This is a genomic window from Streptomyces sp. 150FB (assembly GCF_000818195.1).
Taxonomy (GTDB): Bacteria; Actinomycetota; Actinomycetes; order Streptomycetales; family Streptomycetaceae; genus Streptomyces.
Genome location: NZ_JTHL01000001.1, coordinates 61,071 through 86,352 on the forward strand (window position 1 = coordinate 61,071; position 25,282 = coordinate 86,352).

Annotated in this window: 15 protein-coding genes and 2 pseudogenes; 7 read left to right on the forward strand and 10 right to left on the reverse strand. The window is 69.7% G+C overall.

The window, feature by feature from the left end; translation table 11 throughout:
• Positions 1–8,008: SDR family NAD(P)-dependent oxidoreductase (locus tag QR77_RS00100; protein WP_078876390.1), on the reverse strand; the 8,008-nt coding region annotated here is incomplete at its 3' end.
• Positions 8,009–8,567: 559 nt separating this feature from the next.
• Here QR77_RS00100 and QR77_RS00105 point away from each other — a divergent pair.
• The 3 genes from QR77_RS00105 (at position 8,568) to QR77_RS49720 (ending at position 10,294) form a co-directional block, all read left to right on the forward strand.
• Positions 8,568–9,326 carry a 3-hydroxyacyl-CoA dehydrogenase gene (locus QR77_RS00105; protein WP_040019095.1) on the forward strand — a complete coding sequence of 253 codons (759 nt, stop codon included), beginning with the start codon at positions 8,568–8,570 and terminating at the stop codon, positions 9,324–9,326.
• Between the two features lie 315 nt (positions 9,327–9,641).
• Entirely contained in the window at positions 9,642–10,127 is a 486-nt protein-coding gene (locus tag QR77_RS00110; protein ID WP_040019096.1) for a hypothetical protein, read from the forward strand.
• A 41-nt stretch (positions 10,128–10,168) separates the two neighbouring features.
• Positions 10,169–10,294: a hypothetical protein gene (locus QR77_RS49720; protein WP_269084303.1), complete on the forward strand. Its 126-nt coding sequence runs from the start codon at positions 10,169–10,171 to the stop codon at positions 10,292–10,294.
• A gap of 160 nt (positions 10,295–10,454) precedes the next feature.
• On the opposite strand, the pseudogene QR77_RS43000 reads toward QR77_RS49720, so the two are convergent.
• Positions 10,455–10,604, reverse strand: a pseudogene (locus QR77_RS43000) (ATP-binding protein); the annotation flags it as partial.
• 34 nt (positions 10,605–10,638) lie between these two features.
• Between QR77_RS43000 and QR77_RS00115 the strand changes: the two are divergent.
• From QR77_RS00115 to QR77_RS00125, 3 genes are read left to right on the forward strand one after another with little or no spacing between them, the layout of a single operon-like run.
• On the forward strand, positions 10,639–11,178 hold the full coding sequence (locus QR77_RS00115) for a hypothetical protein (protein ID WP_078876391.1): 540 nt from the start codon (positions 10,639–10,641) through the stop codon (positions 11,176–11,178).
• The gene (locus tag QR77_RS00120; RefSeq protein ID WP_052488402.1) at positions 11,175–11,924 is read left to right on the forward strand and encodes an ABC transporter ATP-binding protein; all 750 of its coding nucleotides are present in this window, start codon (positions 11,175–11,177) and stop codon (positions 11,922–11,924) included. Before QR77_RS00115 ends, QR77_RS00120 begins: the two co-directional genes overlap by 4 nt.
• A gap of 5 nt (positions 11,925–11,929) precedes the next feature.
• Complete coding sequence (locus QR77_RS00125; protein WP_052488403.1) at positions 11,930–13,180, forward strand: ABC transporter permease; 1,251 nt, start codon at positions 11,930–11,932, stop codon at positions 13,178–13,180.
• A gap of 134 nt (positions 13,181–13,314) precedes the next feature.
• On the opposite strand, the gene QR77_RS00130 is transcribed toward QR77_RS00125, so the two are convergent.
• The 6 genes from QR77_RS00130 to QR77_RS00155 all read right to left on the reverse strand — a co-directional run bounded on the left by QR77_RS00130 (position 13,315) and on the right by QR77_RS00155 (position 22,517).
• On the reverse strand, positions 13,315–14,250 hold the full coding sequence (locus tag QR77_RS00130) for a MerR family transcriptional regulator (protein ID WP_040019097.1): 936 nt from the start codon (positions 14,248–14,250) through the stop codon (positions 13,315–13,317).
• 455 nt (positions 14,251–14,705) lie between these two features.
• Positions 14,706–17,747, reverse strand: coding sequence for a glycoside hydrolase family 38 C-terminal domain-containing protein (locus tag QR77_RS00135; protein ID WP_040019098.1), 3,042 nt, complete (start codon positions 17,745–17,747; stop codon positions 14,706–14,708).
• A gap of 99 nt (positions 17,748–17,846) precedes the next feature.
• Entirely contained in the window at positions 17,847–18,779 is a 933-nt protein-coding gene (locus QR77_RS00140; RefSeq protein ID WP_040019099.1) for a carbohydrate ABC transporter permease, read from the reverse strand.
• Complete coding sequence (locus QR77_RS00145; protein WP_040019100.1) at positions 18,776–19,651, reverse strand: sugar ABC transporter permease; 876 nt, start codon at positions 19,649–19,651, stop codon at positions 18,776–18,778. The genes QR77_RS00140 and QR77_RS00145 overlap by 4 nt, the downstream gene beginning before the upstream one ends.
• A gap of 73 nt (positions 19,652–19,724) precedes the next feature.
• Entirely contained in the window at positions 19,725–21,029 is a 1,305-nt protein-coding gene (locus QR77_RS00150) for an extracellular solute-binding protein (RefSeq protein ID WP_040019101.1), read from the reverse strand.
• Positions 21,030–21,422: 393 nt separating this feature from the next.
• Positions 21,423–22,517 (reverse strand): LacI family DNA-binding transcriptional regulator, encoded by a 1,095-nt coding sequence (locus QR77_RS00155; protein ID WP_040026989.1) that lies wholly within the window; start codon positions 22,515–22,517, stop codon positions 21,423–21,425.
• Positions 22,518–22,814: 297 nt separating this feature from the next.
• Here QR77_RS00155 and QR77_RS00160 point away from each other — a divergent pair, with 297 nt between their 5' ends.
• Positions 22,815–24,074: a glycosyl hydrolase gene (locus QR77_RS00160; RefSeq protein WP_040026990.1), complete on the forward strand. Its 1,260-nt coding sequence runs from the start codon at positions 22,815–22,817 to the stop codon at positions 24,072–24,074.
• 27 nt (positions 24,075–24,101) lie between these two features.
• Here the strand turns inward: QR77_RS00160 and QR77_RS49940 are convergent, their stop codons facing one another.
• Complete coding sequence (locus QR77_RS49940) at positions 24,102–24,344, reverse strand: hypothetical protein (RefSeq protein WP_040019102.1); 243 nt, start codon at positions 24,342–24,344, stop codon at positions 24,102–24,104.
• An 85-nt stretch (positions 24,345–24,429) separates the two neighbouring features.
• Positions 24,430–24,540 (reverse strand): annotated as a pseudogene (locus QR77_RS48030) (pentapeptide repeat-containing protein); the annotation flags it as partial.
• Between the last annotated feature and the right edge of the window lie 742 nt (positions 24,541–25,282).

The following is a 25,282-nucleotide window of genomic DNA, read 5'->3' on the forward strand; positions in this document are numbered from 1 at the left end:
CTCCCGGCCGACGCCCGACCCAGTGCCGCCCCGGCACGAAGGCCGTCGGCGGAAGCGGCGCCAGGCGGCGGTGCCCGTCGTGGAGTCCGTCCCACGGCACGTCGGCCCCGCGCACCCACAGCTCGGCGAGGTGCTCCAGCGCGCGGTCCACGACGAGGCCCGCGAGGAACGCCTCGCCCCGGGCGCCGGAAAGGACCGTGCCCAGCGGGCCCGTGTCCTCCTCGGCGTTGCCGTGGTGGACCGGCACAGGAGTGAGCACGCCGTCCGCCGCCCCGGCACCGTCCGCGAGGTACCGGTCGAGGCCCTGCTTCAGCTCCCGCGCGGAGCCCGCCACCACGGCGAGGCGCTCCGGCATCGCCTCACGGCCGAGCTGCGAGGTGTACGCGATGTCGGCCAGGCTCGCGGACGCGTCGCCGTCCAGGAACGTGCTCAGCCGCTGTGCCGCCGTCCGCAGCCGCTCGGGCGTGCCAGCGGACACCACCACAAGCTGAGGTCCCGCGTCCTGCGCGACGTCCCTGGCCTCCTGCGTCACCGGGGGCGCCTCGACGACCAGGCTGACGTGACTGCCGCCCGCGGCCACCGAGTTGATGAGCGCTCGACGGGGATACGGCATGCCGTCCGCGGCCACCGTGGCGCGCGGCCGCCACTGCGACAGCTCCTCGCACAGGCTCAGCGCGGTGCCGTCGAAGTCCAGGTTGGGGTTGGGTTCGCCCGCCGCAGTCAGGGGCGTCAGCTCCCGGTGCTGGAGCTGGAGGACGACCTTGGTCAGCTGGGCGATGCCGGAGGCGGCCTCGGGGTGACCGAGGTTCGACTTCACGGTGCCGAGCGCCACCGGCTCGGCCACCCCGTCGAACACCTCGCGCAGCGCGCGGAACTCGACCTCGTCGGAGAACGCCGTTCCGTTGGCCGCGGCCTCGACGTACCCGATGGAGTCCGCCGTGACACCGGCCTGCTCCAGGGCCCGCCGCATGACCTTCACCTGCGTCCTGCGGCTCGGCGTCATGAAGCCGTTGGCCCGGCCGGCGTGCATCGACGCCGTGCCCTTGATGACGGCGTGGATCCGGTCCCCGTCGCGCACCGCCGCGTCCAGCGACTTGAGCAGCACGGCGCCGACGGCCTCGGCGGGCAGATAGCCGTCCCCGTCGCGGAAGCTGCGGCTGCCGGGGCCGCTGCCGAGCAGTCGCAGCTCGGCGAGCGCAACGTACTTGTCCGGGTGGACCGTGAGGTTGATGCCGCCGGCGACCGCCAGTTCTGCCTCGCCCCGCAGTACGTCGGCGCAGGCCAAGTGGATGGCCATGGCCGACGACGCGCACATGCTGTCCACGGCCAGGCTCGGCCCTTCGAGGCCGAAGAAGTGCGAGACCCGGTTGGCGATCATGTTGTACGAGGCCGCTGAGGTGAGCGCCGCGAGGGCCGGGTCCCCCGACTCGTCGGCGCGGTACAGGTGATAGGCCGCACCGACGTATACGCCGACGCGCCGCCCGTAGCGCCGCTCGATGACCTTCTGGGTCACGCCGCTCTGCTCCAGGACCTGCCAGACGGTCTCCAGGAAGAGCCGCTGCTGCGGGTCTAGGGCAGCGGCCTCGCGCGGCGAGATGCCGAAGAGCAGCGGATCGAACTGGTCGACGCCGTCGAGGAAGCCGCCCCACTTGCCGGGCCGCGCCCGGCTCTCGTCCAGATCGCCGAAAAGGGCCTCATGGTCCCAGCGGTCGGCCGGCACCTCGGTGACGCCGTCCTCGCCGCCGCGGAGGTTCGCCCACAGGGAGCCGAGGTCGCCGGCCTGTGGGTAGCGCCCGCTGATGCCGATGATCGCGACGTCCCTGGTGGGGGCGGCTTCCTCTGCGGGGGCCACGGCCTGCCCGGCGGGGGCGACGGCCCGGTCACGCGCCTCCACGTGGACATCGGCAGTCACCGGCGCGGCTGCCGCTTCCGGGGCCTTCGAAGCCTTTGTCGCGGACACCGCGACCGCGGGACGTGCCGGTTCGCCGAGCAGCGTACGCAGCGCCCGCGGGTGGTCGGTGATGAAGTACCGGGCCAGGTCACGGATGGTCTCGACCTCGAAGAGCAGGGTCCGCGACAGCCGTCCGAACGACTCCTCCAGGCCGGAGATCACGCCCACCGCGATGACGGAGTCCATGCCGTACCGCTCCAACGGCGCGTCGACGTCGACGCGTTCGGGGCGGAGCTTGAGCGACGTGGCAAGGACGCGCCGCAGGTGGGTCACCGTCTTGTCCTGCAGGGCCGCGTCCTCGTCCGGCGCGACGGCGGGAGTCGCGACGGCGGCGGGAGCGGCCTCGGGCGCGCTCTCCGCCGGCTGCGGCTCGGCTTCGCCCCCGACGAGCCGGGACAGCAGCCCGTCCCGCTCACCCACGATGACGATCAGCCTGCCGTCCGCGAGGCCGTTCTCCTCAGGGGCCAGGGCGCATCGCAGCGCCATGAGGCCGCGGGCGGTGTCCAGGGGGGCCAGACCGACTCCGCGCAGGTTCTCCCGTACGGCGCCGCCCCCCATGCCGCCCTCGTCCCACAGCGGCCAGCCGATGGACACGGTCCTGCCGTGGCACGCGCCCGCGTCGGCCAGCCGGTTGCGATAGGCGGCGTACGCGTCCATGAACGCGTTGCCCGCGGCGTAGTCGGCCTGTCCGGCGTTTCCGAAGGTCCCGGCGATCGACGAGAAGCACAGGAAGACGTCCAGCGGCTGGTCCCGGCTCAGCTCGTCCAGGTTCACCAGGCCCGTGACCTTGGGTGACAGGACCCGCGCCAGCTCCTCCTCGTTCTTGCGCAGGAGATAGCCGTCCGCGATGACCCCCGCACTGTGCACGATGCCCGTCAACGGCCCGTGGTTGTCGGCCACATGGGACAGCACACGGGCGACCGCGTCACGGTCGGCCACGTCGGCGCGCTGGTAGTCGACGGTGAGGCCCGCCGCGCGCAGGGCGTTCAGCGCGTCGCGCCGGTCCTCGCCCAGCGGCGAACGTCCGGTGAGCACCACGGTGGCGTGCCCGACGGACGCGGCGATCTCATGCGCCACGATCCGGCCGAGGCCGCCGACACCGCCGGTGATCAGGTAGACGCCGTCCTCCCGCCAGGGCGCGGCCGCGGTCGCGGCGCGAGGGATCTCCACCGGTCGCTGCAGCAGGCGCCGCCCGTCGCGGTGGCGCACCTCGGGTGCGGGGTCGTGCACGGCTTCCGCGGCAAGGCGGGCGGCGACGGCCGCCGGTGCCGCCCCGTCCAGGCACTCGACGTACTGCGTGTGCAGAAGGGGGTTCTCCTGGTGGGCGGTGCGCAGCAGCCCCGCGAGGCCGCCGAAGCAGGCGAGGCGCTCCCGTTCGGCGTCCGTGCCAGCGGCGCCGACCAGGGCGACCTGGAGCAGCACCGGCCGCCGTGGGCCACCCCGGAGGATCGCGCGGGCCAGCGTGAACACGCGTTCGGCGGCCAGGGAGTACTGCCCGTCCAGGGCGCCGTCCGTGAGGTCCACGAAGTGGTGTGCCGTACCGACGGGCAGCGCGGACCGAAGGATGTCGCGCTCCGCCTCCGCGAGGCTGCCGATCATCACGACGTGACGCTCGCCGAACTCCTGTTCCGCGGCGCCCTGTTCGCGTACGGCGGCCTGCTCGACCCACTCGGGGCGCAGCAGCACCATCTCGCCTCGCACGTCGCCTCCGCCCTGTCCGCTCTGTACGTCCGCGTCTCGCACGTTTCGTACGTCTCCTCCGACCCTGCCGCTCTGTACGTCGCCCGCTGTCTCCCGCCCGTCCGTCGCTCCACCCGGCTCCGCGTCGAACCAGCACCGGTCGCGGGCGAAGGGGTATCCGGGCAGACTGACGCGACGGGGAGAGGAGGCCGAGCGGTGCAGCATCCGCCAGGGCACCGCGGCTCCCCGCACCCACAGGCGCGGCAGTTCGCCGGGCTCGGCCCGGTCCATCCAGTGCGACACCGCGGCCCGCAGCACGCTGTCACCGGATCCGACGGGCTGGTCCCCGAGGCGTACGGTGCCCCGCGCCCAGGCACCAGGGCTCCCAGGTGCGGCGACGAACGCGTCGAGCAGCGCGCCGGCCTCGTCGAGGGAGGCCGCCGCGAAGGCCAGTCGCTCGTCCAGCGCCATGCGGCCCGTCTGCAGGGTCCACGCGACGTCCTGAAGCGTGCCGTCGGTGAGCCCGGCCAGCCGCGTACGCAACCGCCGTGCCTGCTCTACGAGTTGATCCTCGGTCTGCGCGGAGAGCACGAGCAGCGCGGGGCCTGCGGGCGCCGCCCGGCGCGGGGCCTGCGGCACGTACTCGGCGACGACGACATGGGCGTTGGAGCCGCCCGCGCCGAAGCCGGACACCCCGGCGACCCTCGGGAGCGTCCGCGGCTCACCGTCGACCACCGCGGTCGGCCGGTGCCACGGCTCCAGGTGCTGCTGCACCCGCATCGGGGTGCTGCCGAAGTCGATGCGGCGGTTGAGAGTGGCGGAGTGCAGGCTGGGCACCATTTCGCCGTGCCGCATCTGCAGCAGCACCTTGGTGAGCCCCGCGATGCCCGCCGCGCTCTCGCAGTGTCCGATGTTGGACTTGACCGAGCCGATCGCGCAGTGCTCCGGCAGGACACCGTGCGCCTCGAACGCCTTGTTCAGGCCGACGACTTCGAGCGGGTCGCCCAGGGCCGTTCCGGTGCCGTGCGCCTCCAGGTAGCCGAGCGAGCGTGCGTCGACGCCGGAGGCTGTGAGCGCCCGCGCGATGACCGCGCCCTGCGCCGCCGGAGAGGGCACCGAGTAGCCGGAGGTCCGGCCGCCGTGGTTGAGGGCGGTCGCCTTGATCACGGCGTGGATGTGGTCTCCGTCGGCGACAGCCCGGTCCAGGGGCTTGAGCAGTACCGCGCCCACACCCTCGCCGGGCACATAACCGTCGCCGCCCTCACCGAAGCTGCGGCACCGGCCGTCGCTGGAGAGGAACCTGCGCTGACTGAGCATCAGAAACTTGTTGGGGTGGGAGTGGAGGTTCACCCCGCCGGCGAGCGCCGTCTCGCACTGGCCGCTCCTGATGGCCTCACAGGCCAGGTGGATGGCGGTCAGGGACGACGAGCACATGGTGTCGACAGTCATGCTCGGACCGGTGAAGTCGTAGAAGTAGGAAACGCGGTTGGCGACGCTGGACGCGCTGCCCGAGAGCGCCGCCTGCTGCCCGCGCTCCTGTGCCTGCGCGCCGTGCAGCTGATACTCCTGGTACATCACGCCGACGAAGACGCCGACCTTGCCGGCCGGTCCCGCCGCGTATCCGGCGTCCTCCAGTGTGTGGTGGGCACACTGGAGGAAGAGGCGCTCCTGCGGGTCGAGCAGCTCGGCCTCGTGCAGCGAGATCTGGAAGAACAGCGGGTCGAACCGGTCGATCCCGTCGAGGAAGCCGCCCCACTTGCCGGAGGAGGAGCCCTCTGCGTCGGCGTTGCGGCGGTGGTCCCAGCGGTCCGCGGGCACCTCGGTGACGCAGTCGCGGCCGGAGCGGAGGTTCTGCCAGAAGGCGTCCAGGTCCGGCGCCTTCGGGTAGCGTCCGCTGACTCCGATGATCGCGACGTCGGTCCCGGCGTGCGGCGCGAGCTCGGCCAGAGGGGCGGGCTCGACCGGCGGGGTGGCGTCCGCAGGGCGCGGATCCCGCGCCAGGACCCGCGTGCACAGTCCGGTCACATCCGCGCACACCCGGCCGTACTCGTCGAACACGGTCACGTCCAGGCGTGCCGTGGCGGAGTCGGGGTCACTGCCCGCCTGGTGGCGCACCCAGGCGTAGGCCGTGGCGGGCGTGGCGGCGACGACCTCCAGGTGATCCAGGGCGAACGGCAGCGCGGGGCGGGCCTGTTGTCCGTCGTACCGGCGCTCAGCGAGGCGCAGTCCGACAGTGGCCTGCAGGGCTCCGTCGATGACGCTCGGGTGCAGGTGGCAGTCGTCCAGGGGCGGCGCCGCCGAGGGCAGCCGCAGCTCGGCGAGGACCTGGGGCCGGCCGGCCTCGTCGGTGCCGAGACCCAGCTTCACGAGGGACCGCTGGGCGGGGCCGTAGTCCATGCCGACGGCGGCGTACAGGTCGTAGACGTCGGCGGCGGGAATCGACTTCTCGGCGCAGGCCGCGCGCAGGTCGTCCAGCCGCGGCAGGCTCCGCTCACTGGTGGTGGCCAGGTTCGCCCGGCCCTGGCTGTACGGCACGACCTCGCCGTCCGCGTCGACGCCGTTGATGGTGTACTGCCAGCCGCGTCCGGCCAACTCGCTTACTTCCACGCGCAGTTCGAGTCCGTCCGGCCCGCTGACGGCCGGTCGCAGCCACACCACGTCGTCCAGACGTACGGTGCCGGTGTGCCCTTCGCCCAGGGCGCGGGCGACCGCCGCGCGCGCCATCTCCAGTTGTACGACGGCGGGTAGGACGCGGCCGCCGTGTACCTGGTGGTCGCGCAGGAACGGCTCGTCGCCGTCGAAGCACGTCCGGTAGGCGGTGCCGTCGTCGAGCGGCACGGCGTCGTGCAGCAGGGAGTGCGGCCGTGCCGGGGCACTCCCGGTCACCGGGCCGGGGACGTGCGGTGCGGCCTGCGGGGGTTCCTGCCGGGCCGCGGCACGTTCCTGCGCGAGGGAACGTACGGTGCGGTGCTGCGGGAACGCGGCGGGGGTGAACGCCACCTGGAAGCGGTCGGTGAGCCGTGCGGCCAGTCGGCCGATGTCGGTCATACCGAGGCCGAACTCGGCGAATTCAGCGTCCGGGTCGACCTCCGCGGCAGGCACGCCCAGTTGTGCCGCGATCTCTTCGGTCAGTGTGACGAGGGTCAGCGGGTGCGCCATGTCGGTTCCCTGCGTCCCCGCGGAAGCCATGCGTGTTTCCTGCGGCCGCCGCGCGGTGGCCGTCACCGTCCCGTCGGCGGCATCCTCGCGCAGCCCCGCCGCCACCTCGGCGATCGACCGGTACTCGAACATGGTCGTCGGCGAGATCTGTCGGGCCAGCCGGTCCTCCAGTTCGGGCACCAGGGACACCAGGTCCGCCGAGGCAAGTCCCAGTTCGTAGAAGCTTCCGTTGACGTCGACTCGCGCCACGGGCAGGCCGAGGCGTGCCCCGACCAGCTCCCGCAGTACGGCCGCGACATCGTTTCCTGCGGCCGGTGCTGCGGGCTTGCCGGCCGGCGGGCGGCCGGTGCGCGCCATGGAGGAGGCGGGCTCTCCCCGCACGTCGAGGGCCGTCACCGCCCGCACCCGTTTGGCCGAGAGCCGTCCGATCTCGGCGACCTTCGTCCCGCTCTCGTTGTAGAACTCCACGGCCAGACTTATGAGTTCGTCATCCCTGCGCATCGAGTCGGCGGGGGCCCTGACGAAGCAGCGCTTGCCCAGCGGCGCCGCCGCCCGGAACGACTCGAGAATCAGTGGCAGATAGAGCCCTCCGGCGGCCTCCCCGGTGTGCAGCATGTGGCTGCCCACGCTGCTGCCGAGCAACCCGCCCTCGAACAGCGCCGGATGGAAGAGGAAGGAGTCCGCGGTACCGTGGTGGGCCGGTCCGAGTTCCACCTCCGCGACCCAGTCCCCGGCTCGGCGGTGCACGGCACCGCTGATCTTCATCAGCCCCGAGTGAACCAGCTCGCGCTCACGCAGCCAGGTGTAGATGTCGGCGAGGTGAGTGACCCGGTCGGCCCCGGCGAGCGGAAGCGACAGCCGTTCCTCAAAGACGCAACGGGCACTCACGTGCGCCGACACCACCGCGTGCAGGACGTCCGTGGTGTCCTGCCGCCGGCGGCTGCGCACCTCGATGCGCCACCCTCCCGTCGGCGCGGCCCGTCCCGCCACGGTGGCCAGGACCTCTTCACCAGGCACGGCGACGAGCGGCGCGAGGATCGTGAGGTTCCGCAGCTCGACGTCCGGCATGGCATGACCGTGCCGGGCCAAGACCTGCAACACCAGATCCACGTAGCCGACACCGGGCAGCAGATTTCGCCCGTGCACAACGTGGCCACTCATCAATGGATTATCGGCAGTGACAGTGAAAGTCTCGTCGAACGACGATGAGCCGGTCATCGATATCCGTCCCAGGAAAGCATCAGTCTGAAATCGAAGCCCATTTCAGGACCAACCATAAAAACCCCAGGCCACACCAGGAACTCCACGCCCATATACCGTGAAGCAGCGCAGCGGAAATCGAAGACGATTACCGGCAGTCCTGTGAAGGCAAAGGATGAGGCATACCCGAAGGGCGGGATGACACCCGAGAGTCACGGTCAGGTCTCAGCGGCACCAGAGGAGCACGACAACTCCCCCGCCAGAGCGGGACGCAGAACGCGAAAAATCCGACTCACTGCAGCGCAGTGAGCATCACACTACCGCCATAGTGGAATAAACATTCCTCAGAACCCCCGTCAAGAGAAATTTACTCTTCGTAATTCGGGGCATCTTTCGAACCGAACCTGCCCCTTACGCCTGGGCTTAACCTACCCCCCGCCGACATCAAGATCAATAGACGGAGAGTAGTGATTCTGAACGTAGCGTGACATAAACGGAGACCTTTATTCCTGACCCGCGCAAGATAGAGTCACACCCTTTCCTGGCGCATTGGGACACCACAGAACAGGAGCACAAAGTGCGAATCGAAGGAAGTGTCGCGCTCGTCACCGGAGGAACCTCCGGCCTGGGCCTGGCGACCGCGCGCGAGCTGCGCGACCGGGGCGCGACCGTGGTACTCCTCGGCCGTTCCCCGCGGGGCAAGGACATCGCGACGCGGCTGGGCGACCGCGTCGTGTTCTCCCAGGGCGATGTGACCAGCGAAGAGGACATCACCGCGGCACTCGCCCTCGCCTCGGACCTCGGCACCCTGCGCATAGCCGTGAACTGCGCCGGGATCGGCAATGCCTTCAGGACCGTCGGCAAGAACGGTCCGTTCCCCCTGGAGGCCTTCAGCAAGGTCGTCCAGGTCAACCTGATCGGCACCTTCAACGTCGTCCGGCTCGCCGCCGCCCGGATGACGCGCTCCGAGGCGGACGGCGAGGAACGCGGAGTCATCGTCAACACCTCCTCGGCGGCCGCGTTCGACGGCCAGATCGGGCAGGCCGCCTACGCGGCCTCCAAGGCGGGCATCGCGGGCATGACCCTGCCGCTCGCCCGCGACCTCGCGCAGGAACGGATCCGCGTCGTCACGATCGCCCCAGGCCTGTTCCGCACGCCCATGTTCGACGTCCTGCCCGAGTCCGCGATCGAGGCGCTCGGCCGGCAAGTACCGCACCCGACCCGGCTCGGCCACCCCGAGGAGTACGCCGCGCTCGCCGCCCACATCGTGGAGAACCCGATGCTCAACGGCGAGACGATCCGACTCGACGGCGCGATCAGGATGGCACCGCGGTAGCCGATCCCGTACCTGTCCTGCCCACTCCAGGCTCAGTGGTGAAGAGACCCCTGACTCTGTCGGGTGAACGCGGGTCGGTGAACGCGGGTCCGGCGTCCGCGTTGCCGGCCCTGGCACCGATTCGGGCACGGTGGCCGCCCGGCCGGGGCGACAGGAGTATCCGACGCCGCAGGCCGAAGCCGACGCGGCCATACAACAGTTCAGCCGCCTGATCCCCGTTACGTCGCCCCGGTCGCTCCCAGAGCGGGTTGCCCCTATGGGTTTCGTCAATAAAATCGGGCCGCGGTGTGAGGGGATGGCGGGCAGCATGGCGGGGTGTCAGATCTGCTGTGGGATGACGTCGGGAACTTCTTCGACCCGGATTTGATGGGGGCGTTGCCGGACGTCCGTGTGCCTGATGCGTCGGTGGAGGACTGGCAGGCGTTGCTGGACCTCGTGACCGCGAGCGGCTGGCAGTTCCAGTACTCCGTGGGTGTGGTCGTGCTGCCGCTGCCCAGGGCTGAGGCGGTGTTCTCCCGTCCGGCGGACGCGGAGTGTGCGGATTTGCTGGTTCGACCGGTGGCTGAGGTGAGGGCGATCTTCCGTTTCTATGCCGCAGAGGAGATCGACTTCGACGTTGACCTGCGGGAGTTGCGGGGGCAGGAGCGGCTTGATGTGTTCTGCGGCTTCCTTCGGGCGATCGGTCGCCGTCTGGGCAAACCAGTGCTGATGGATCCGGAGACCGACGAGGGGCACCCGGTGCTCGGATTCGATGTCGAGGCCGACAGGGTGGTGCTGCTGGCGGATCCGGGAATCAGCTGACGCCTTCCGGCCGGGCTTGGTGAAAAGTGCCGTCGCGGAGCATGGCGAACTGGACGCCAGAGGCCGCGCTCTCCCTCTTCCACGACAACCAGCGGGTGCTGGTCGACGCGATCGCCCTGGTCGGGGAGGGCTCCCCGGGCGGCGGCCTGAGGAATCCGGGGTCGTGATGGGAGCGAGTTCGCCCTTGGCGCCAGGGACTTGGTACAGGAGCCCGCCGGGTCGTGGTGGGCGCTTGTGGGTTGCGGTTGTTTCCGCGGGCCCCGTCCCCCGGCACCAGGCAGCCGCGTCGCAACCACGACGCACCCCCACGACCTCCAGCCGGAAAGCTCACAGCCGCAGTGTGAACGTCGACCCCCTGCCCACCCCACTCGTCACCGCCACCGACCCCCCATGCGCCTCGACCAGTTTCCGGACGATCGACAGCCCCAGACCGCTCCCACCCGTCTGCCTGCTGCGCGACTTCTCCGCGCGCCAGAAGCAGACCGGAACCCTCGACGTCGGCCGGGTCGCGGTGCTCGCCGGCACGGTCCGGATCAGCGGTCTCAAGGCCCAGTTGGGCGACCCGGCCTCCGGGGACGTGCTGTCGGTCACCTCGCAGGTGAAGTCCATCGCCGTGAAGGTGGACGCCACCGACGCCGGACCGATCCACCAGGGCGACAAGGTGACCATCACCCTGCCCGACACCAGGACGGTCCCCGGGGAGGTCAGCTCCGTCGGACAGAGCGTCGATGGCGGGGGCGGGGGCGGGGACGAGGACCCGTCCGGCGAGGCCTCGACGCCGACGCTCCAGGTCACGGTCGTGCCGAGCGACACCGGCTCGGTGGAGGGCCTTCAGGCGGCAACCGTACAGGTGGTGTTCACGACGGAGACCAGGAAGAACGTGCTGGTCGTGCCGGTCGGCGCGCTGCTAGCTCTCCAGGAGGGCGGGTACGCGGTGCAGACGCCGGGCGGGAAGCTGCTGGGCGTGCGGACCGGGCTGTTCTCGAAGGGCATGGTCGAGATCTCGGGCCGGGGCGTCAGCGAGGGCGACCGGGTGGTGACCGCGTCATGAGCCTGCCGTACGTGCCGGCGGCGCCACCTCTGGTGCCCGTAGTGCCGGTGCTCGCCGTCAAGGGGGCGAGCAAGGCCTACCGGGGCGGCGTCAGGGCGCTGGACGATGTCTCCCTCACCATCCGGGAGGGGGAGTTGCTTGCCATCATCGGTCCTTCAGGGTCCGGCAAGTCGACGCTGCTGAACATCATGGGCACACTCGACCTGCCGACCAGCGGCTCGGTGGAGATCGGCGGCCACGACGCGGCGACGCTTTCCGACCGCCGGCTCTCGGCGCTGCGCGGACGCTGGCTGGGCTTCGTCTTCCAGCAGTTCCACCTCACCGACGGGCTGAGCGCGGCGGAGAACGTCGCGACCGGCCTGCTGTACGCGGGGGTTGCGCGCCGGCTCCGGAGTCCGCTGGCGGCCGCGGCCCTGGACCGGGTCGGGCTCGCGCACCGCGTCGGCCATCTTCCGCACCAGCTCTCCGGCGGCGAACGGCAGCGCGTGGCGATCGCCCGCGCCCTGGTCAACGAACCGGCGCTGGTCCTGGCCGACGAGCCGACCGGCGCCCTGGACACCGCCAACGGGCGGGCCGTACTCGACCTGCTGATCAAGTTGAACAGCGAGGGCACCACCATCGCCGTCATCACCCACGACCGGGACATCGCCGCACGGCTGCCCCGGCAGGTCGAGATACGCGACGGCCGCATCGTCTCCGACGACGGGGCGTCCGGGCCCCTCGACCCGTGCGGGGGGCCGGGATGAGGCTCATGGGCGCCGCTCCCGGCGCGGGCCCCGGGCCCGGCACCGATCGGGCCGGCGACCGCGGCCGCCCGGTGCGCCTCGCTCCCTCCGACGTACTGCGGCTCGGGCTGCTCGGCATCCGTACCCGCAGGATGCGGGCCGCGCTCTCCGCGCTCGGCATCTCCATCGGCATCGCCACGCTGGTGCTGGTGACCGGGATACCGGCCTCCAGCCGCCAGGACCTGAACGAGCAACTGTCGGCGCTCGGCACGAACATGCTGCGCGCCGAACCCCAGCCGGACCAGAAGCCGCCCGTCCTCCTCCCCGAGGAGGCATCGCGCATGGTCGCGCGGATCGGTCCGGTGACACACGCCAGCGAGGTCGCCAACACCCATGCTCTCGTGCGGCGTTCGGACCGAACCGACCCCAACGACGGACTGGGGCTGACCGTCCTGGCCGCGCGTACCGACCTGCTTCCGGCGGTGAACGGGAAGGTCCGCTCGGGGAAGTTCCTCGACAGCTCCACACAGACCTTCCCCACCGTGGTGCTCGGCTACCAGGCCGCCGCCCGGCTCGGCATACCCCGGCTGGTCCCGGGCCAGGAGCCGCCGCAGGTCATCATCGGCGCGAAGTGGTTCACCGTCATCGGCGTACTCGACCCGCTGCCTCTCGCCCCGGACCTGGAGCGTTCCGTACTGGTTGGCTGGCCGGCCGCCAAGAGCCAACTGCACTTCGACGGCCACCCGACCGTGATCTACGTCAAGGCACGCGAGGACGCGATCGAGGCGGTCAGCTCGGTGCTTCCCGACACCCTGTATCCACAGCTCCCCGGGTTGGTCCAGGTCAGCAGGCCCTCCGCCGCGCTGGCGGCGAAGCGGGCGACCGACTCGACCTTCTCCGCGCTCTTCCTCGGGCTCGCGGGCGTCGCGTTGCTCGTCGGCGGGATCGGGGTGGCCAACACGATGTACATCTCCGTACTGGAGCGCCGCAGGGAAATCGGTCTGCGGCGCGCCCTGGGCGCGAACCGCGGGCAGATCCGCGCGCAGTTCCTCACCGAGTCGGTGGCGTTGTCGCTCCTCGGCGGTGTCGCAGGCACCCTGCTGGGTGTCCTGACGACACTGGGATACGCCACCTACCAGGGCTGGCCCCCGGTGATTCCGCTCCCGTCGATCGTCGCGGGGACGGTGGGCGCCGTGGTGATCGGCATGGCGGCGGGGGTCTATCCCTCGGTCCGCGCGTCGCGGCTGACGCCCACGGAAGCGCTGGCGGCGGCCTGAGGCAAGTGGCGGGGGCCTCCGGACCGGTACGGAGGCCCCCGCCGCTCCCAGGCACCGACGTCATTTCTCGCGAACACTCCCGGGGCCCCGCGACCTCCACCTGCTGCCCAAGTGCCGGACAAACGCACCCGCACTCAGGATCTCACTGCTCGTCGGCCGAGCCGGGGAACGGCGGCGCGCAAGGCCCGCGCCAGCCACTCCAGCTCCTCCGTCGCTTCGGGAAACGAATCCTGCCCGCGCACGCGGGCGACGAGCCTGCGGTAACGCTCCGCCCCGGCCTCGATCCCGGCCTCCAAGCCGCGCAGCACGGCAGCCCGATCGGCGTCGCCGAACAGCTTGGACAGCAATGCGGCCGCTTCCGCTCCTTCGGGGGCGACCCCGCGTTTTCTGACCTCGGCGACGGTCTGCGCGACCTGCCTGGCCCACCAGATGGACGACCCGGGGGGACGACCCTGCCCCGGTACGGGCGTGTTGAGCTCCATCCATGTGCGCAACCGGGCGCGGAAGCCGGGGTCCCGCACCAGCTCGGCCAGTTCGATCCAGGCGTCGACCTGCTCAGGTGTGGGGTCGTCGGGCAATTCGATGCTGAACGTACGCATGCGGTCGCGCAGGCGCGGCTCGACGTCGAGACCGCCGAACACCTCCTCCTTGAACTCGTCGATGATCTGTTTGCGTTCAGCGGCGGAAAGCCGCGCCAACCGGTTCATCAGTGCTGTCTCCTCAGCAGTCGAACCACGTTTCGCCACGGTGGACAGGACAGCCCGGCTCACCTTGAGCGAGCGGATCTGCGCGTCGAGCGCGGCCACATGCGCGTCGGCGACCTCGGCGACCGTGGTCCGGCCACTCAGCACCCGGCACACCTCGTCGAGCCCGAGGCCCAGCTCCCGCAGAGTGCGGACCAGCTCGACGCGGGCCACGGACTCGGCGTCGTACAGCCGGTAGCCACTCGCGGAGCGGGCCACGGGCGGCACCGCTCCCTCGTCCGACCAGAAGCGCAGGGTACGCACCGGAAGACCGGTGCGGTGCGCGAGCCGGCCGATGGTGAGTACGTCGGGGTGTTCGTTGTCCATGGGCGAGATCCTGGACCCTCCAGCCGCTGGAGGCTCAAGGCGCCTCAGTGCGACTTCCCGTGACTTCTCCGGAGCGCTGCCGAGTTGACTCACCGCCGGCGCCGACAGCACGCGAACGGGAGAAGCCTCAGGCCTCGGGCTCAGGACCCAGCGGGAGCCACAGGAACTGACGGGATGCGGCACAGCCGGTGCCGGATCGCGTCAGGACAGCCCGTCCCTCCGCCCCCCTTTCCGCGCGTGCGTGAGCCAGGCCGAGGACCGTGGCACCCGCTACGGCCCGGGCTCCAGCGCCATCAGTACTCCCGCGGTCCTGGCCAGTCTCGGCGGCCTGTGAAACGGCACTCGCCCTACTTCGCCGGGGAGAGCCGCAGCTTCGCGGTGTCCCCCGCGATTTCGGCGGCCCGGTAGTCGGGCTGTCCTCATGGACGATGATCCTGGTCTCTGCCCCGGGGTCTTCACGGCTCCTGCCGGGAGAGCCGCAGGGTGACGATCTCGAAAGGCCGCAGAGACAGGTCGATGCCGTCCCCGTCCACGGGCACTGTGGACAGGGGCCGTTCGAGCAGGTCGCACGCCTGGGCTCCGCCGAGGCCGAACCCGGCCGTGAGCCTGGCGCGCGCCCGGCCGCCATGGGCCTCGTAGAAGCGCACGACCACGTCGCCGCTCCCGTCGTCCGCGAGCTTGAGGGCGGTGATCACGACCGCGTCCTCATCGATATCGACCAGCGGGGCCACTTCGGCGTCGCCCGGTACGCGGCGCTCCGGCAGGTTGACGCGGTAGCCCTCGCGAACCGCGTCGGCGAGGCTCCCACCGGGGACGAGCGCGTAGCGGAAGCGGTGCACCCCCTGGTCGGTCTCCGGGTCGGGGAACCTCGGGGCGCGCAGCAGGGACAGCCGTACCGTCGTGGTGGTGCCCGCTGTGGTGCTGTCGGCCGCCCGCACCGTCCGGGTCACGTCGTGCCCGTAGGTGGAGTTGTTGACCAGCGACACGCCCCAGCCGGGCTCCTCCAGATGGATGAAGCGGTGGTTGCAGGCCTCGAACTTGGCCGCTTCCCAACTCGTGTTCGTGTGGGTGGGCCGGTTGAGGTGGCCGAACTGGGTCTCCGCCGTGTAGCGGTCGGTGTGGATGTCCAGGGGGAAGGCCGCCTTGAGGAACTTCTCGGTCTCCTGCCAGTCGATCTCGGTGTCGATGTCCAGCCGCTTGGCGCCCGCGTCCAGGGTCAGCGTCTGGACGGCACGGGAGGAACCGAAACACCGTACGACGTTGACGGCCACGGACTCCGGCCCGTCCGCCACGACCGTGACCTCGTCGACGTCGGTCAAGTCGGTGACGGTGTTCCGGTAGAACTCGTCGACGTCCCAGGCGTCCCACATGTTCGGGAAGTCGGGGTGCATCTGCAACAGGTTCGCCGCGGCTCCTGGTGCGATGCTCTCCCTCCCTCCGGCGAGGTCGTACGCGGAGATCACCAGACCCCGTCCGTCGACGACGACCTGGAGCAGGCCGTTCTCAAGGACGAAGCCGCCCTCGGGCCGGGTGGTCACCGTGCACACGCCCGCGGCCGGTGATGCCTGGCCGGCGCCCCCCGCACCGATGCCGCCACGCCCGTGGGGTGCCGCGTTGAAGACGACCTCGGTGCCGGCTGTCGCGTCGCCGGCGAGTGCCCGCGTCGCGTTGGCGATGATGCCGCCAAGTTCTTCGGCGACCGCCGCGTATGTCTTCTCTGCCTCGCGGTGCACCCAGGCGATCGAGGAACCGGGCAGGATGTCATGGAACTGGTGCAGCAGCACCGTCTTCCAGATGCGGTCCAACTGCTCGTGCGGATAGGGGAATCCGGTGCGGACGGCGGCGGTGGCAGCCCACAGTTCGGCCTCCTGAAGGAGGTGTTCGCTGCGGCGGTTTCCCTGCTTGGTCCGCGCCTGGCTGGTCAGTGTCCCCCGGTGGAGCTCCAGATACAGCTCGCCTGCCCATACCGGCGGGTTCTGGTACTCGGCCTCCGCCTTCGCGAAGAATTCCGCCGGCTTCTCCCACTGGACCGTGGCGGAGCCTTCGAGGCTGCGCATCCTGGCCGCCTTCGCGACCATCTCGCGGGTCGTGCCGCCGCCGCCGTCGCCCCAGCCCGTCGGTGCGAGCGAGTGGGTGGCCGCGCCCTTGTCCTTGAAGTTGCTGACGGCGTGTGCGATCTCCTTCCCGTTCATCGAGCAGTTGTAGGTGTCGACCGGCGGGAAGTGCGTGAAGATCCGGGTGCCGTCGATCCCCTCCCACAGGAACGTGTGGTGCGGGAACTTGTTGATCTGGCTCCAGGAGATCTTCTGGGTGAGCAGCCACTTGGAGCCCGCCGCCTTGATGATCTGCGGGAGCCCTGCGGCGAAGCCGAAGGTGTCGGGCAGCCACGCCTCCTCGTTCTCGATGCCGAACTCGTCGAGGAAGAAGCGCTTGCCGTGCACGAACTGCCGTGCCATTGCCTCGGATCCGGGCATGTTGGTGTCGGACTCCACCCACATGCCGCCGGCCGGCACGAAGCGTCCCTCCGCCACGGCCTTCTTGACCTTGGCGTACACCTCGGGTCGGTGCTCCTTGATCCAAGCGTACTGCTGCGCCTGGGACATGGTGTAGACGAAGTCGGGCTCGTCCTCCAGCAGGGAGGTCATGTTGGACGTCGTCCGCGCGACCTTCCGGACGGTCTCACGCAGCGGCCACAGCCACGCCGAGTCGATGTGGGCGTGCCCGATCGCGCTGATCCGGTGCGCGGACGGGACCGCGGGGGCCGCGAGGACCTTACGCAGCCGCTCGCGCGCGGCGACCGCTGTGGCGCCCACGTCCTGCAGGTCCACGGCATCGAGCGCGTGCTCGACCGCGCGTAGGATCTCCCAGCGGCGGGGCCCGTCGAGGGGGAGTTCCGCCATGAGTTCACCGAGCACCTCCAGATCCTGCACGAGGTTCCACACCGTCTCGTCGAAGACGGCCAGATCCATGCGGGCCAGTGTGTACTGCGGCTCGGTTCCTGCCGTCTCCTTCTGCCCGAGACCGGTGGGCAGGAAAGGGTGGTAGTCGAGGATCACCGGGTTCGAGGCCGCCTCGATGTGCAGGACGACCTCATCGCCGCCCTCTGCCGGCGCGCCGACCCGTACCCACTGGTTGCGCGGATTCAGTCCCTTGACCGGGGTGCCATCCGGCCGGTAGATCAGCCCCTCGCACTGGAAGCCCGGCATGTTCTCGTCGAATCCGAGGTCCAGCAGCGCCTCTACGGTGCGTCCCGCCCACTCGGCGGGGACAGTGCCGGACACGGTCAGCCAGCTCGTACCCCAGGGAGCGCCCCACGCGTCACCGACCGCGATGGGAGTTCTGGGGGCCGCGAGCCCCTCGGCGACGGGCACAGGCTCGCCCGGCGCGGTCCAGATCCCGACCTCGAGCGGCACGGACACCGGGTACACGGCGGGGCGGATGCGCTCGTCGAGCACACGCTTGAGTCGGGCTTCGACCAGGGAGTGGTCGTCATGCATGGGGATGCTCCGTATGACTTCTGAGGTTCGATGAATCGCGGTGGCGGTGGGAGGGGGCCGCGGGTGGGTTCGCCCGTCGCGGCCGTCGGTTCGGGGTGGTCAGCCCTTCACTGCGCCCTCCCCCACTCCCTTGAAGAAGAAGCGCTGCAAAGCGACGAACAGCACGATGATGGGAATCAGGGCGATCATGGCTCCGGCGGCGATGGTGCGCGGGTCCACCGAGAAGGTGCTCTGGAGGTAGGAGAGGCCGACGGTCAGGGTGAGCTTGTCCGGGCTCTGTAGGACGAGGAGCGGCCAGAGGAAGTCGTCCCAGGCTCCGATGAAGGCGAGGATGGCGACGATGCTGATGGTGCCCTTGACGGCGGGGAGGCCTATATAACGTAGCCGTTGCAGGACGGTCGCACCGTCGATCACCGCCGCGGCGTCGATCTCTGGCGGGATCGCCATGAAGGCGTTGCGCATGAGCAGCACATTGAGTGTGCTGATCATGGCGGGCAGTGCGACACCGATGAGGGAGTTGCCGAACCCCAGGCTGACGATGGTCTGGAACTGGGAGATGATCGTCACCTCCGCAGGCAGGACCAGCGTCGCGAGGAACAGCCCGAAGACCAACTTCTTCCCCCGGAACTCCAGGCGGGCCAGGGCGAATCCGGCGATCGTGGCGCCGATGATGTTGCCGCCCACGTTGAGGAAGGCGACGAGAAGGGAGTTCTCGGCGAAGTGCCACACCGGAATGGTGTTGGCCACCTTCGTGTAGTTGCTGAGGGTCGGGTGCTTCGGGAGGAGATTCGGCGTGGTGCTGTAGACGTCCTCCGCCACGCTCTTGAGGGAGGTGGACAGCTCCCACAACAGCGGTCCCACGCTGACGGCCAGGACGATCACCAGCAGGACATAGCGCGTGATGAGCGCCCTGCGGCTGAGGGTGTTGAAGCCACCCGCGCCGGGGCGGCGCTTCGGCCGCTCCCGGGCGGAGCCGGCGGCGGAGAGCGTCGCGGGGGCGGCCAGGGGTCGCGGTTCGTGCGTCAGGCTCATACCTCCGCCCTCCGGTTCAAACGGGCCAGCAGCAGCATCGGAACGACGGTGACGAAGAAGAGCAGCACGCTCAGCGCCGACGCATAGCCGAGTCGGCCGCTGGAGCCCCCGGCCGCGTTCTGGATCAGGAGGACCAGCGACACGTCCTGGCCTCCGACCCCGCCGCCGCTCCCACCGAGGATGTACAGCTCGGTGAAGACCCGGATGGCGGAGACCGAGACCAGGACGGCGACCAGAATCATGGTGCGGCTGACACCGGGAATGGTCACCGCGAAGAAACGTCGTACCGAACCGGCACCGTCGACCGCGGCCGCCTCGTGCAGGTCCCGGCCGACGTTCCCGAGCGCTGAGAGATAAATGATCATGTAGTAGCCGAGTCCCTTCCATACCGTCAGGGAGATGGCGCTGAACAGCAGCAGCCAGCGTCCGGTGAGGAACGGAATCGCCTCATGGCTCAGGTGCAGGGCCTTGATGGTCCCGTTGGCCAGGCCGCGGTCGTCCAGCAACCACTGCCAGATGACGGCGACGACGACCGCCGAGGCGACGACCGGGAAGTAGAAGAGCGTGCGGAAGAAGGCGATGAACGGCAGGGCCCGTTCGACAAGCAACGCCATCAGCAGTGGGAGCACTGTCAGCAGCGGTACGCAGACGATCATGTAGATCACGCTGTTGAGCAGGGCGTCGAGCACTTGCGGGTCGTGCAGGATGTCCGCGTAGTTGCGGAGTCCGACGAACCGCCCACCGGTGAGTGTGCGGACGTTCGTGAAGGAGAGAAAGGCGGTGTTGACCGCCGGCCAGAGGCTGAAGGCGGCGAGCCAGGCCACCGCCGGGAGAACCAGCAGCCAAGGGGTGTACCACCGGTGGTATCGCATGGTGGGTCGGGTCCTGTCTCGCGAGGGCGAGGGCGGCGCGGTCGGCGAGCCCCGCCCTCGCGCGGGTCTCGGATCAGTCGGAGAGCAGCTGGTTCGCCTTGTTGACGATGTTGTCCAGCGCCTTCTTGGACGTTTCCTTGCCTGAGATCGCGAGAGCGAACTGCTGGTTGAGGATGGTGGTCATGTCCTGTGTCCAGACCGGCGGCTGGTAGTTCACAGCCGTCTGCAGGTCCTGGTACGAAATCACCGCGGCGTCGCCCTGCGGCGTGCCGTCGCTCTTCGAGTACGCCGGGTCGTGCGCGGCCGCGACGGTGCCGGGAAGGAAGCCCTGTGCGAGCTTGACGAAGTTGACCTGGTTCTGGTTGTCGGTCACGAACTTGGCGAACGCGAGGGCCAGCGACAGGTTCTTGCTCTTCGACGAGACGGAGATGCCCTGCACGTTGAGGATCGGCGTGCCGATCGACGGCGAGGGGATCATCTCCTTGGCGAGGGTGGGGTTCGTCTGCTGGGCCTGCTGGATGCCGTTGCCCTGACCCGTCGTCCAGGCGACCTCCTGCTTGAGGAAGGCCGCGTTGTTGCCCATGTACGCCGTCGTGAGCACGGTGGACGGGAGGTAGCCGGACTTGTACGCGGCGCGGTACTTGTCGAGCATCGCGGCTGCGGCCGGGGTGTTGAAGACGAACTTGGTCTGGTCCTTGTTCGTCAGCGGCGTACCTGACTGGACGATGTCGTTGAGCCACGGCATGCGGCTCATCAGGCGGTCCTTGCCGCCGGACTTGTCGTGCATGACCTTGGCCTGAGCTGTGAGTTCGTCGAGGCTCGTCGGCAGCTTCTTCGTGTCGAGGCCGTCACGCTCGAGCATCGCCCCGTTCCAGTAGTTCATGTCGGCGCCGAGGTACCAGGGGAAGGCGTAGGTTCCCTGAACATTGGAGTACGTGTACGCCTTGAGCCCGCTGGACACGTACGTGGAGTCGAGCGTCGGCACGTTCTTCTTCAGGTCGAGCAGGCCACCGGTCTTGGCCACCGAGTAGGCGATGTCCGGGGGCAGGTTGACGACGTCCGGGAGACTGCCGCTGGTGACCTGGCTGACGACCTTGTCCGCGTAGTTGGCGCCGGGCTGGTCGACCCAGTTGATCTTCGTCCCGGGATGATCCTTCTGGAACGTGTTGATCAGCGAGGTGAAGTAGGGCGTGAACGTCGGATTCTTCAGTGACCACGTCTGGAAAGTGAGGGATCCCTTGAGGGGCGCGTCGGCATCCACCTTCTTCTGTGAGTCGTTGCTGTTGCCGCCGCTGCCGCCAACACCGCACGCGCTCAGGGCCATTGTCAGCGCGACGGTCCCAATTATGCCTGTAGCCAGGATTTTGGGGTTTCTCATGGGATCCTCCTGTGGGCCGCCATTGGCCCGTCTCACCTGTATGCCGCGGGTTCTAAGGGTTATGTGAACCGGCATCAACTAATTCGATAAAGCTCTCAGGAACTATGCGTGCGGTGCGGAACCGTGTCAAGAGGTCGTAGTCATATCGGAAGCGGCGGTCAAAGCGGCGCCCGCAGCGGGTCGGCCACCGGGAATAGCTGCCTTACCTCACAGTTCCGAATGAATGACCCACAGCGACAGTTGGGGAAATCCGGGCGGCACGAATACGGCCCACAAGGCGCACGCGTACGCGCCACCCACGCGTGACGCGCATAAGACGGACGGAGGTGTCGCTCTGTGCGCGAGTGCCACTACTGGGAGAGGCCGCCTCCAGGGGACCGAGGGGCCGCCTTTTTACGGTGCGGCGGAACGGACGAGGGGCGGCGCGGTACTCTCGCGAAGGATGAGTTCTGGCAGCGGAACCTCCACGTTCCTGGCCGGCCCGCTCTCGATCAGCGCCGTCAGTTCCTCCGCCGCGCTCTTGCCGAGTGCGACGGTGTCCCGGGCCAGGGCGGTCAGCCAGGGATGGACCATCCGGCAGATGAGCGAGTCCTCCCACGCCACGATGGACAGGTCGCGGGGGACGGACAGCCCCCTGCTGGTGGCCAGCGCCAGCCCGGCCGCGGCCATCACGTCATTGTCGTAGATGATCGCCGTCGGCACGCAGTCGCCGTCCAGGGCCTGTTGGGTCGCCGCCGCGCCCTCCGCACTGGAGTAGTCAGTGGCGACGGAGCGTACGTCACTGAGCCCGAGGCGCTCCGACTCCCTGGCCAGGGAGTGGATGCGTCGCTCGGTATGCACCAGATCGGCCAGCCCCGAGATGTGCAGGATCCGGCGATGCCCCAGCTCGTACAGGTGCGTGACGACGCGAGCCATCGCGGCGGCGTCGTCGGCGTGGATCGTGGAGAGCGCCGGGTTGAGGGTGGCCTCCGTCCCCGGCCGCTCCGGAGTGCTGCCGATGACCACGGCGGGCAGGCCTAGTTCGTCGAGCAGTTCGGGACGCGGGTCGGCCTTGCGCGGGTCGACAACGAGCACGCCGTCCACGCGTCGCTCGGCCCACCAGCGTCTGTACGTCGCGCATTCGGCGTCGATGTCCTCCACCATCTGGAAAAGCAGCCCGAGTTGGTAGTCGGCGAGCACTTGCTGGATTCCCGAGATGAGCTCCAGTACGAACGAGTCCACGCCATAGGTGTGCGCCCGCCTGGCCAGTACGAGACCGACGGTGCCGGCCCCCTCCCCCGACAGCGCCCTGGCGGCCGAATCCGCTCGCCAGCCGAGCTGTTCGGCGACTCGGCGGACCCGGTCCCTGGTGGCCTCCGAGACGCCGGGACGGTCGTTGAGCGCGAAGGAGACCGCACTCTCGGACACCCCCGCACGACGAGCGATGTCCTTCATCGTGGGCCGGCGCGCCGGGATACGCCTCGTACGCCGGCCCGCCGGGGGCACCATTTTGTCCGAGGCCTGTCCCGCACCCATCCTTGCGCCTCCTGGAATCCGTTTGCCCGGGCCGCGTCTTGGTGAGCAGAACTAAGGCGCTTGACCTGGAGGACTATAAAGCGTTTTAGTTGCACGTCGCAAGACCCGGCAAACCACTACTCCTCATCGATATGTTTCAGCTCGGCCCACAGTGAAGGAAAGGGGTGTGCTCGCAATCCGTGCGCCCACCTCGCGGGTCGTCGGGCCCTCCGTTCTACCCAAGGACTCCCCACGCGCATGACTGCTGAGAGCAGCGCGCCCCACGCGCTGATGCCCCGAACGCCGCGCTTCGGCGTCAACTACACACCGTCCGAAGGCTGGTTCCACCACTGGCTCGACTTCGACCTGACTTCCGTCAAGGCCGACTTGGACTCCATCGCGGCCCTCGGACTCGACCACATACGGGTCTTTCCGCTGTGGCCGCTCTTCCAGCCCAACCGCACGCTGATCAGGCCGCGCGCGGTCGAGCAGTTGGTACAGCTCGTGGACGCCGCGGCCGAGCACGGTCTCGACGTCAACGTCGACGGGCTGCAGGGCCATCTCTCCAGCTTCGACTTCCAGCCGTCGTGGACCCAGACCTGGCACCGGCGCAACATGTTCACCGATCCTGACGTGGTCAACGCGGAGGCCGAGTACCTGCGCACGCTGGCCGCGGCCCTCGCGGACCGCCCCAACTTCATCGGCATGACGGTGGGCAACGAGGTCAATCAGTTCTCCAGCAAGCCGCACCCGGATCCGGACCGGATCACGCCGCAGCAGGCCCACTCCTGGCTGACGCGCATGCTTGAGGCGTGCGAGAGCGGCGCCCCCGGCAGGCTGCACGTGCACGCGGAGTACGACGCTGCCTGGTACCAGGACGGACACCCGTTCACCCCGGCCCAGTGCTCGCGCCTGGGCGGGGCGACCGCGATCCATTCGTGGGTGTTCAACGGAACCGCCCAGACCTACGGAACACAGTCGACGGCCACCTCCCAGCACGCCGCCTACCTGATCGAACTGTCCAAGGCGTGGGCGGACGGGCCGGGCCGGCCGGTGTGGCTCCAGGAGGTCGGGGCGCCCGCCCCCTACATCCCGGCCTCCTACGCGGCCGAGTTCGCCGAAGCGACGATCGTCTCCGCCCTGGACTGCCCCGATGTCTGGGGGGTCACCTGGTGGTGCTCCCACGACGTGGACCGGCAGCTCGCGGACTTCCCCGAGCTCGAGTACAGTCTCGGCCTGCTCACCAACGACCGCGAGGTCAAGCCCGCCGGCCAGGGCATCTCACGGCTCATCAAGAACATCCGTGAGCGGGGTGAGTCTCCGGCTCCGCGCACCACCGCCCTGGTGGTGGACACCGGAGATCCCGATGCCGCGCCGAAGTTGTCGGTCTGTGCCCCCGGTGGTTCCGTGTTCGAGGCGTTCATGCTCCTGAGCGAGCGCGGAGTGAGGCCCACGACCGTACTCTCCGAACATGCCGGTGACGCCGCGCACTTGGCGGCGCGAGGCATTGTCGAGGTCATCACTCCCGAGGAGGTGAGATCCCTCTCCTAGTGCAGCTCCGCGTTGACCCTGCGAGGGTCATGAGGCCCTGAGCGGGGTGCCCTCGCAGGTCCGGGCGGAAGGGCAGGCTTCGTCGTCGTAGGCGGCCGTCCGCGAGTATGCCAACTGCTCCGGCGTCCCGCGCTGGGCAGCGTCCCACCGCACCGTGAACGGGTTGTCGACCGCCATGCTCCACCCCTGTTCGAAGCCGAACAGCCCTGCCGCGCCCGTGACTGAGCCCAGACCGTCGACCTCGTAGTGCCCGGGGAAGGCCATGTTCACCCGGCGCTCCGCACCGAACAGGCCCGCGCCGCTCAGATCTGTTTTGGACCAGGCCTTGGCCGTTCAGGTTCACGCCGCTCAGGTTCGTATTGAACAGGAACGTACGTCCGAGGTCAGCGCGGGCGAGGTCAGCTCGGTTGAGGTTCGCGTCGCTGAGGTCCGCGTGCCTGAGGTCCGCACCGCCCAGAGCCGCCACTGTGATCGGGCCGGCAGATGTGAGTTCGACTCCGGGCAGTCTGGCGCCACGGAGGTCCGGGCCACCCCGACGCCGCCCGGGTCGAGAAGGCCTGTCCGATCGACGGCGACGATCCCTGGTCGGCGGCTCTCGACTGGTCGGCCGCCGTCACCGACGCGGGCCGGACCTGTCCGACGACCACCGACGAGAGGGCGCTGAACCGCGAGAAACGGGAGGTCTACGGCTACCTCTTCGACGACGAGCACGCCCCGGACGACGTGGGCTACGCCGCACCCGAGGGGTTCCCGCTCGGGGCCCTGGAAGCCCTTCGCGAACGGCGACCACATCCAGCGGCTCGCCCCGGGCGCGGGAGGCATCGGCCCCGTGGACCCGGATCAGGAGGGCAGGTGTGAACTGCGGCGGTCCGTCGGGCTGTCCTCCCCGGCACGTGCTGCCACGGCTCGATGACCTGACCGAGCTGATCGAGGCGTTGGCGACGCGCGGGCCCCGCACTCCCGGACACGGAGTACGGGGCAGACCGCCTGCCGCGCGCCGATGCCGGAGCCCTGACGGGGCCCTGTCAGAGGCAGGAACGAGGCGGGCACACCTCCCGTCTCACTCCCCGCGCGCGTCTCAGGAAGGTGGGGCAGCGAGCGACCACGACGAGACATCTGGTCGCAACTGCCCTGACATGGGCAGTTGTCGTCGCTTCCCAGCCACCGGCCGGGGCGGGCCGCTCGCGCGGTCGCCCCACCTCCCAGGA

What these genes read in the sequence shown, in the direction of transcription:
- QR77_RS49720 (WP_269084303.1), top strand. Translation starts at nt 10,169, where the DNA reads ATGGCGAACTGGACGCCAGAGGCCGCGCTCTCCCTCTTCCACGACAAC.
- QR77_RS00120 (WP_052488402.1), top strand. Translation starts at nt 11,175, where the DNA reads ATGAGCCTGCCGTACGTGCCGGCGGCGCCACCTCTGGTGCCCGTAGTG.
- QR77_RS00125 (WP_052488403.1), top strand. Translation starts at nt 11,930, where the DNA reads ATGGGCGCCGCTCCCGGCGCGGGCCCCGGGCCCGGCACCGATCGGGCC.
- QR77_RS00130 (WP_040019097.1), bottom strand. Translation starts at nt 14,250, where the DNA reads ATGGACAACGAACACCCCGACGTACTCACCATCGGCCGGCTCGCGCAC.
- QR77_RS00135 (WP_040019098.1), bottom strand. Translation starts at nt 17,747, where the DNA reads ATGCATGACGACCACTCCCTGGTCGAAGCCCGACTCAAGCGTGTGCTC.
- QR77_RS00140 (WP_040019099.1), bottom strand. Translation starts at nt 18,779, where the DNA reads ATGAGCCTGACGCACGAACCGCGACCCCTGGCCGCCCCCGCGACGCTC.
- QR77_RS00145 (WP_040019100.1), bottom strand. Translation starts at nt 19,651, where the DNA reads ATGCGATACCACCGGTGGTACACCCCTTGGCTGCTGGTTCTCCCGGCG.
- QR77_RS00150 (WP_040019101.1), bottom strand. Translation starts at nt 21,029, where the DNA reads ATGAGAAACCCCAAAATCCTGGCTACAGGCATAATTGGGACCGTCGCG.
- QR77_RS00155 (WP_040026989.1), bottom strand. Translation starts at nt 22,517, where the DNA reads ATGGTGCCCCCGGCGGGCCGGCGTACGAGGCGTATCCCGGCGCGCCGG.
- QR77_RS00160 (WP_040026990.1), top strand. Translation starts at nt 22,815, where the DNA reads ATGCCCCGAACGCCGCGCTTCGGCGTCAACTACACACCGTCCGAAGGC.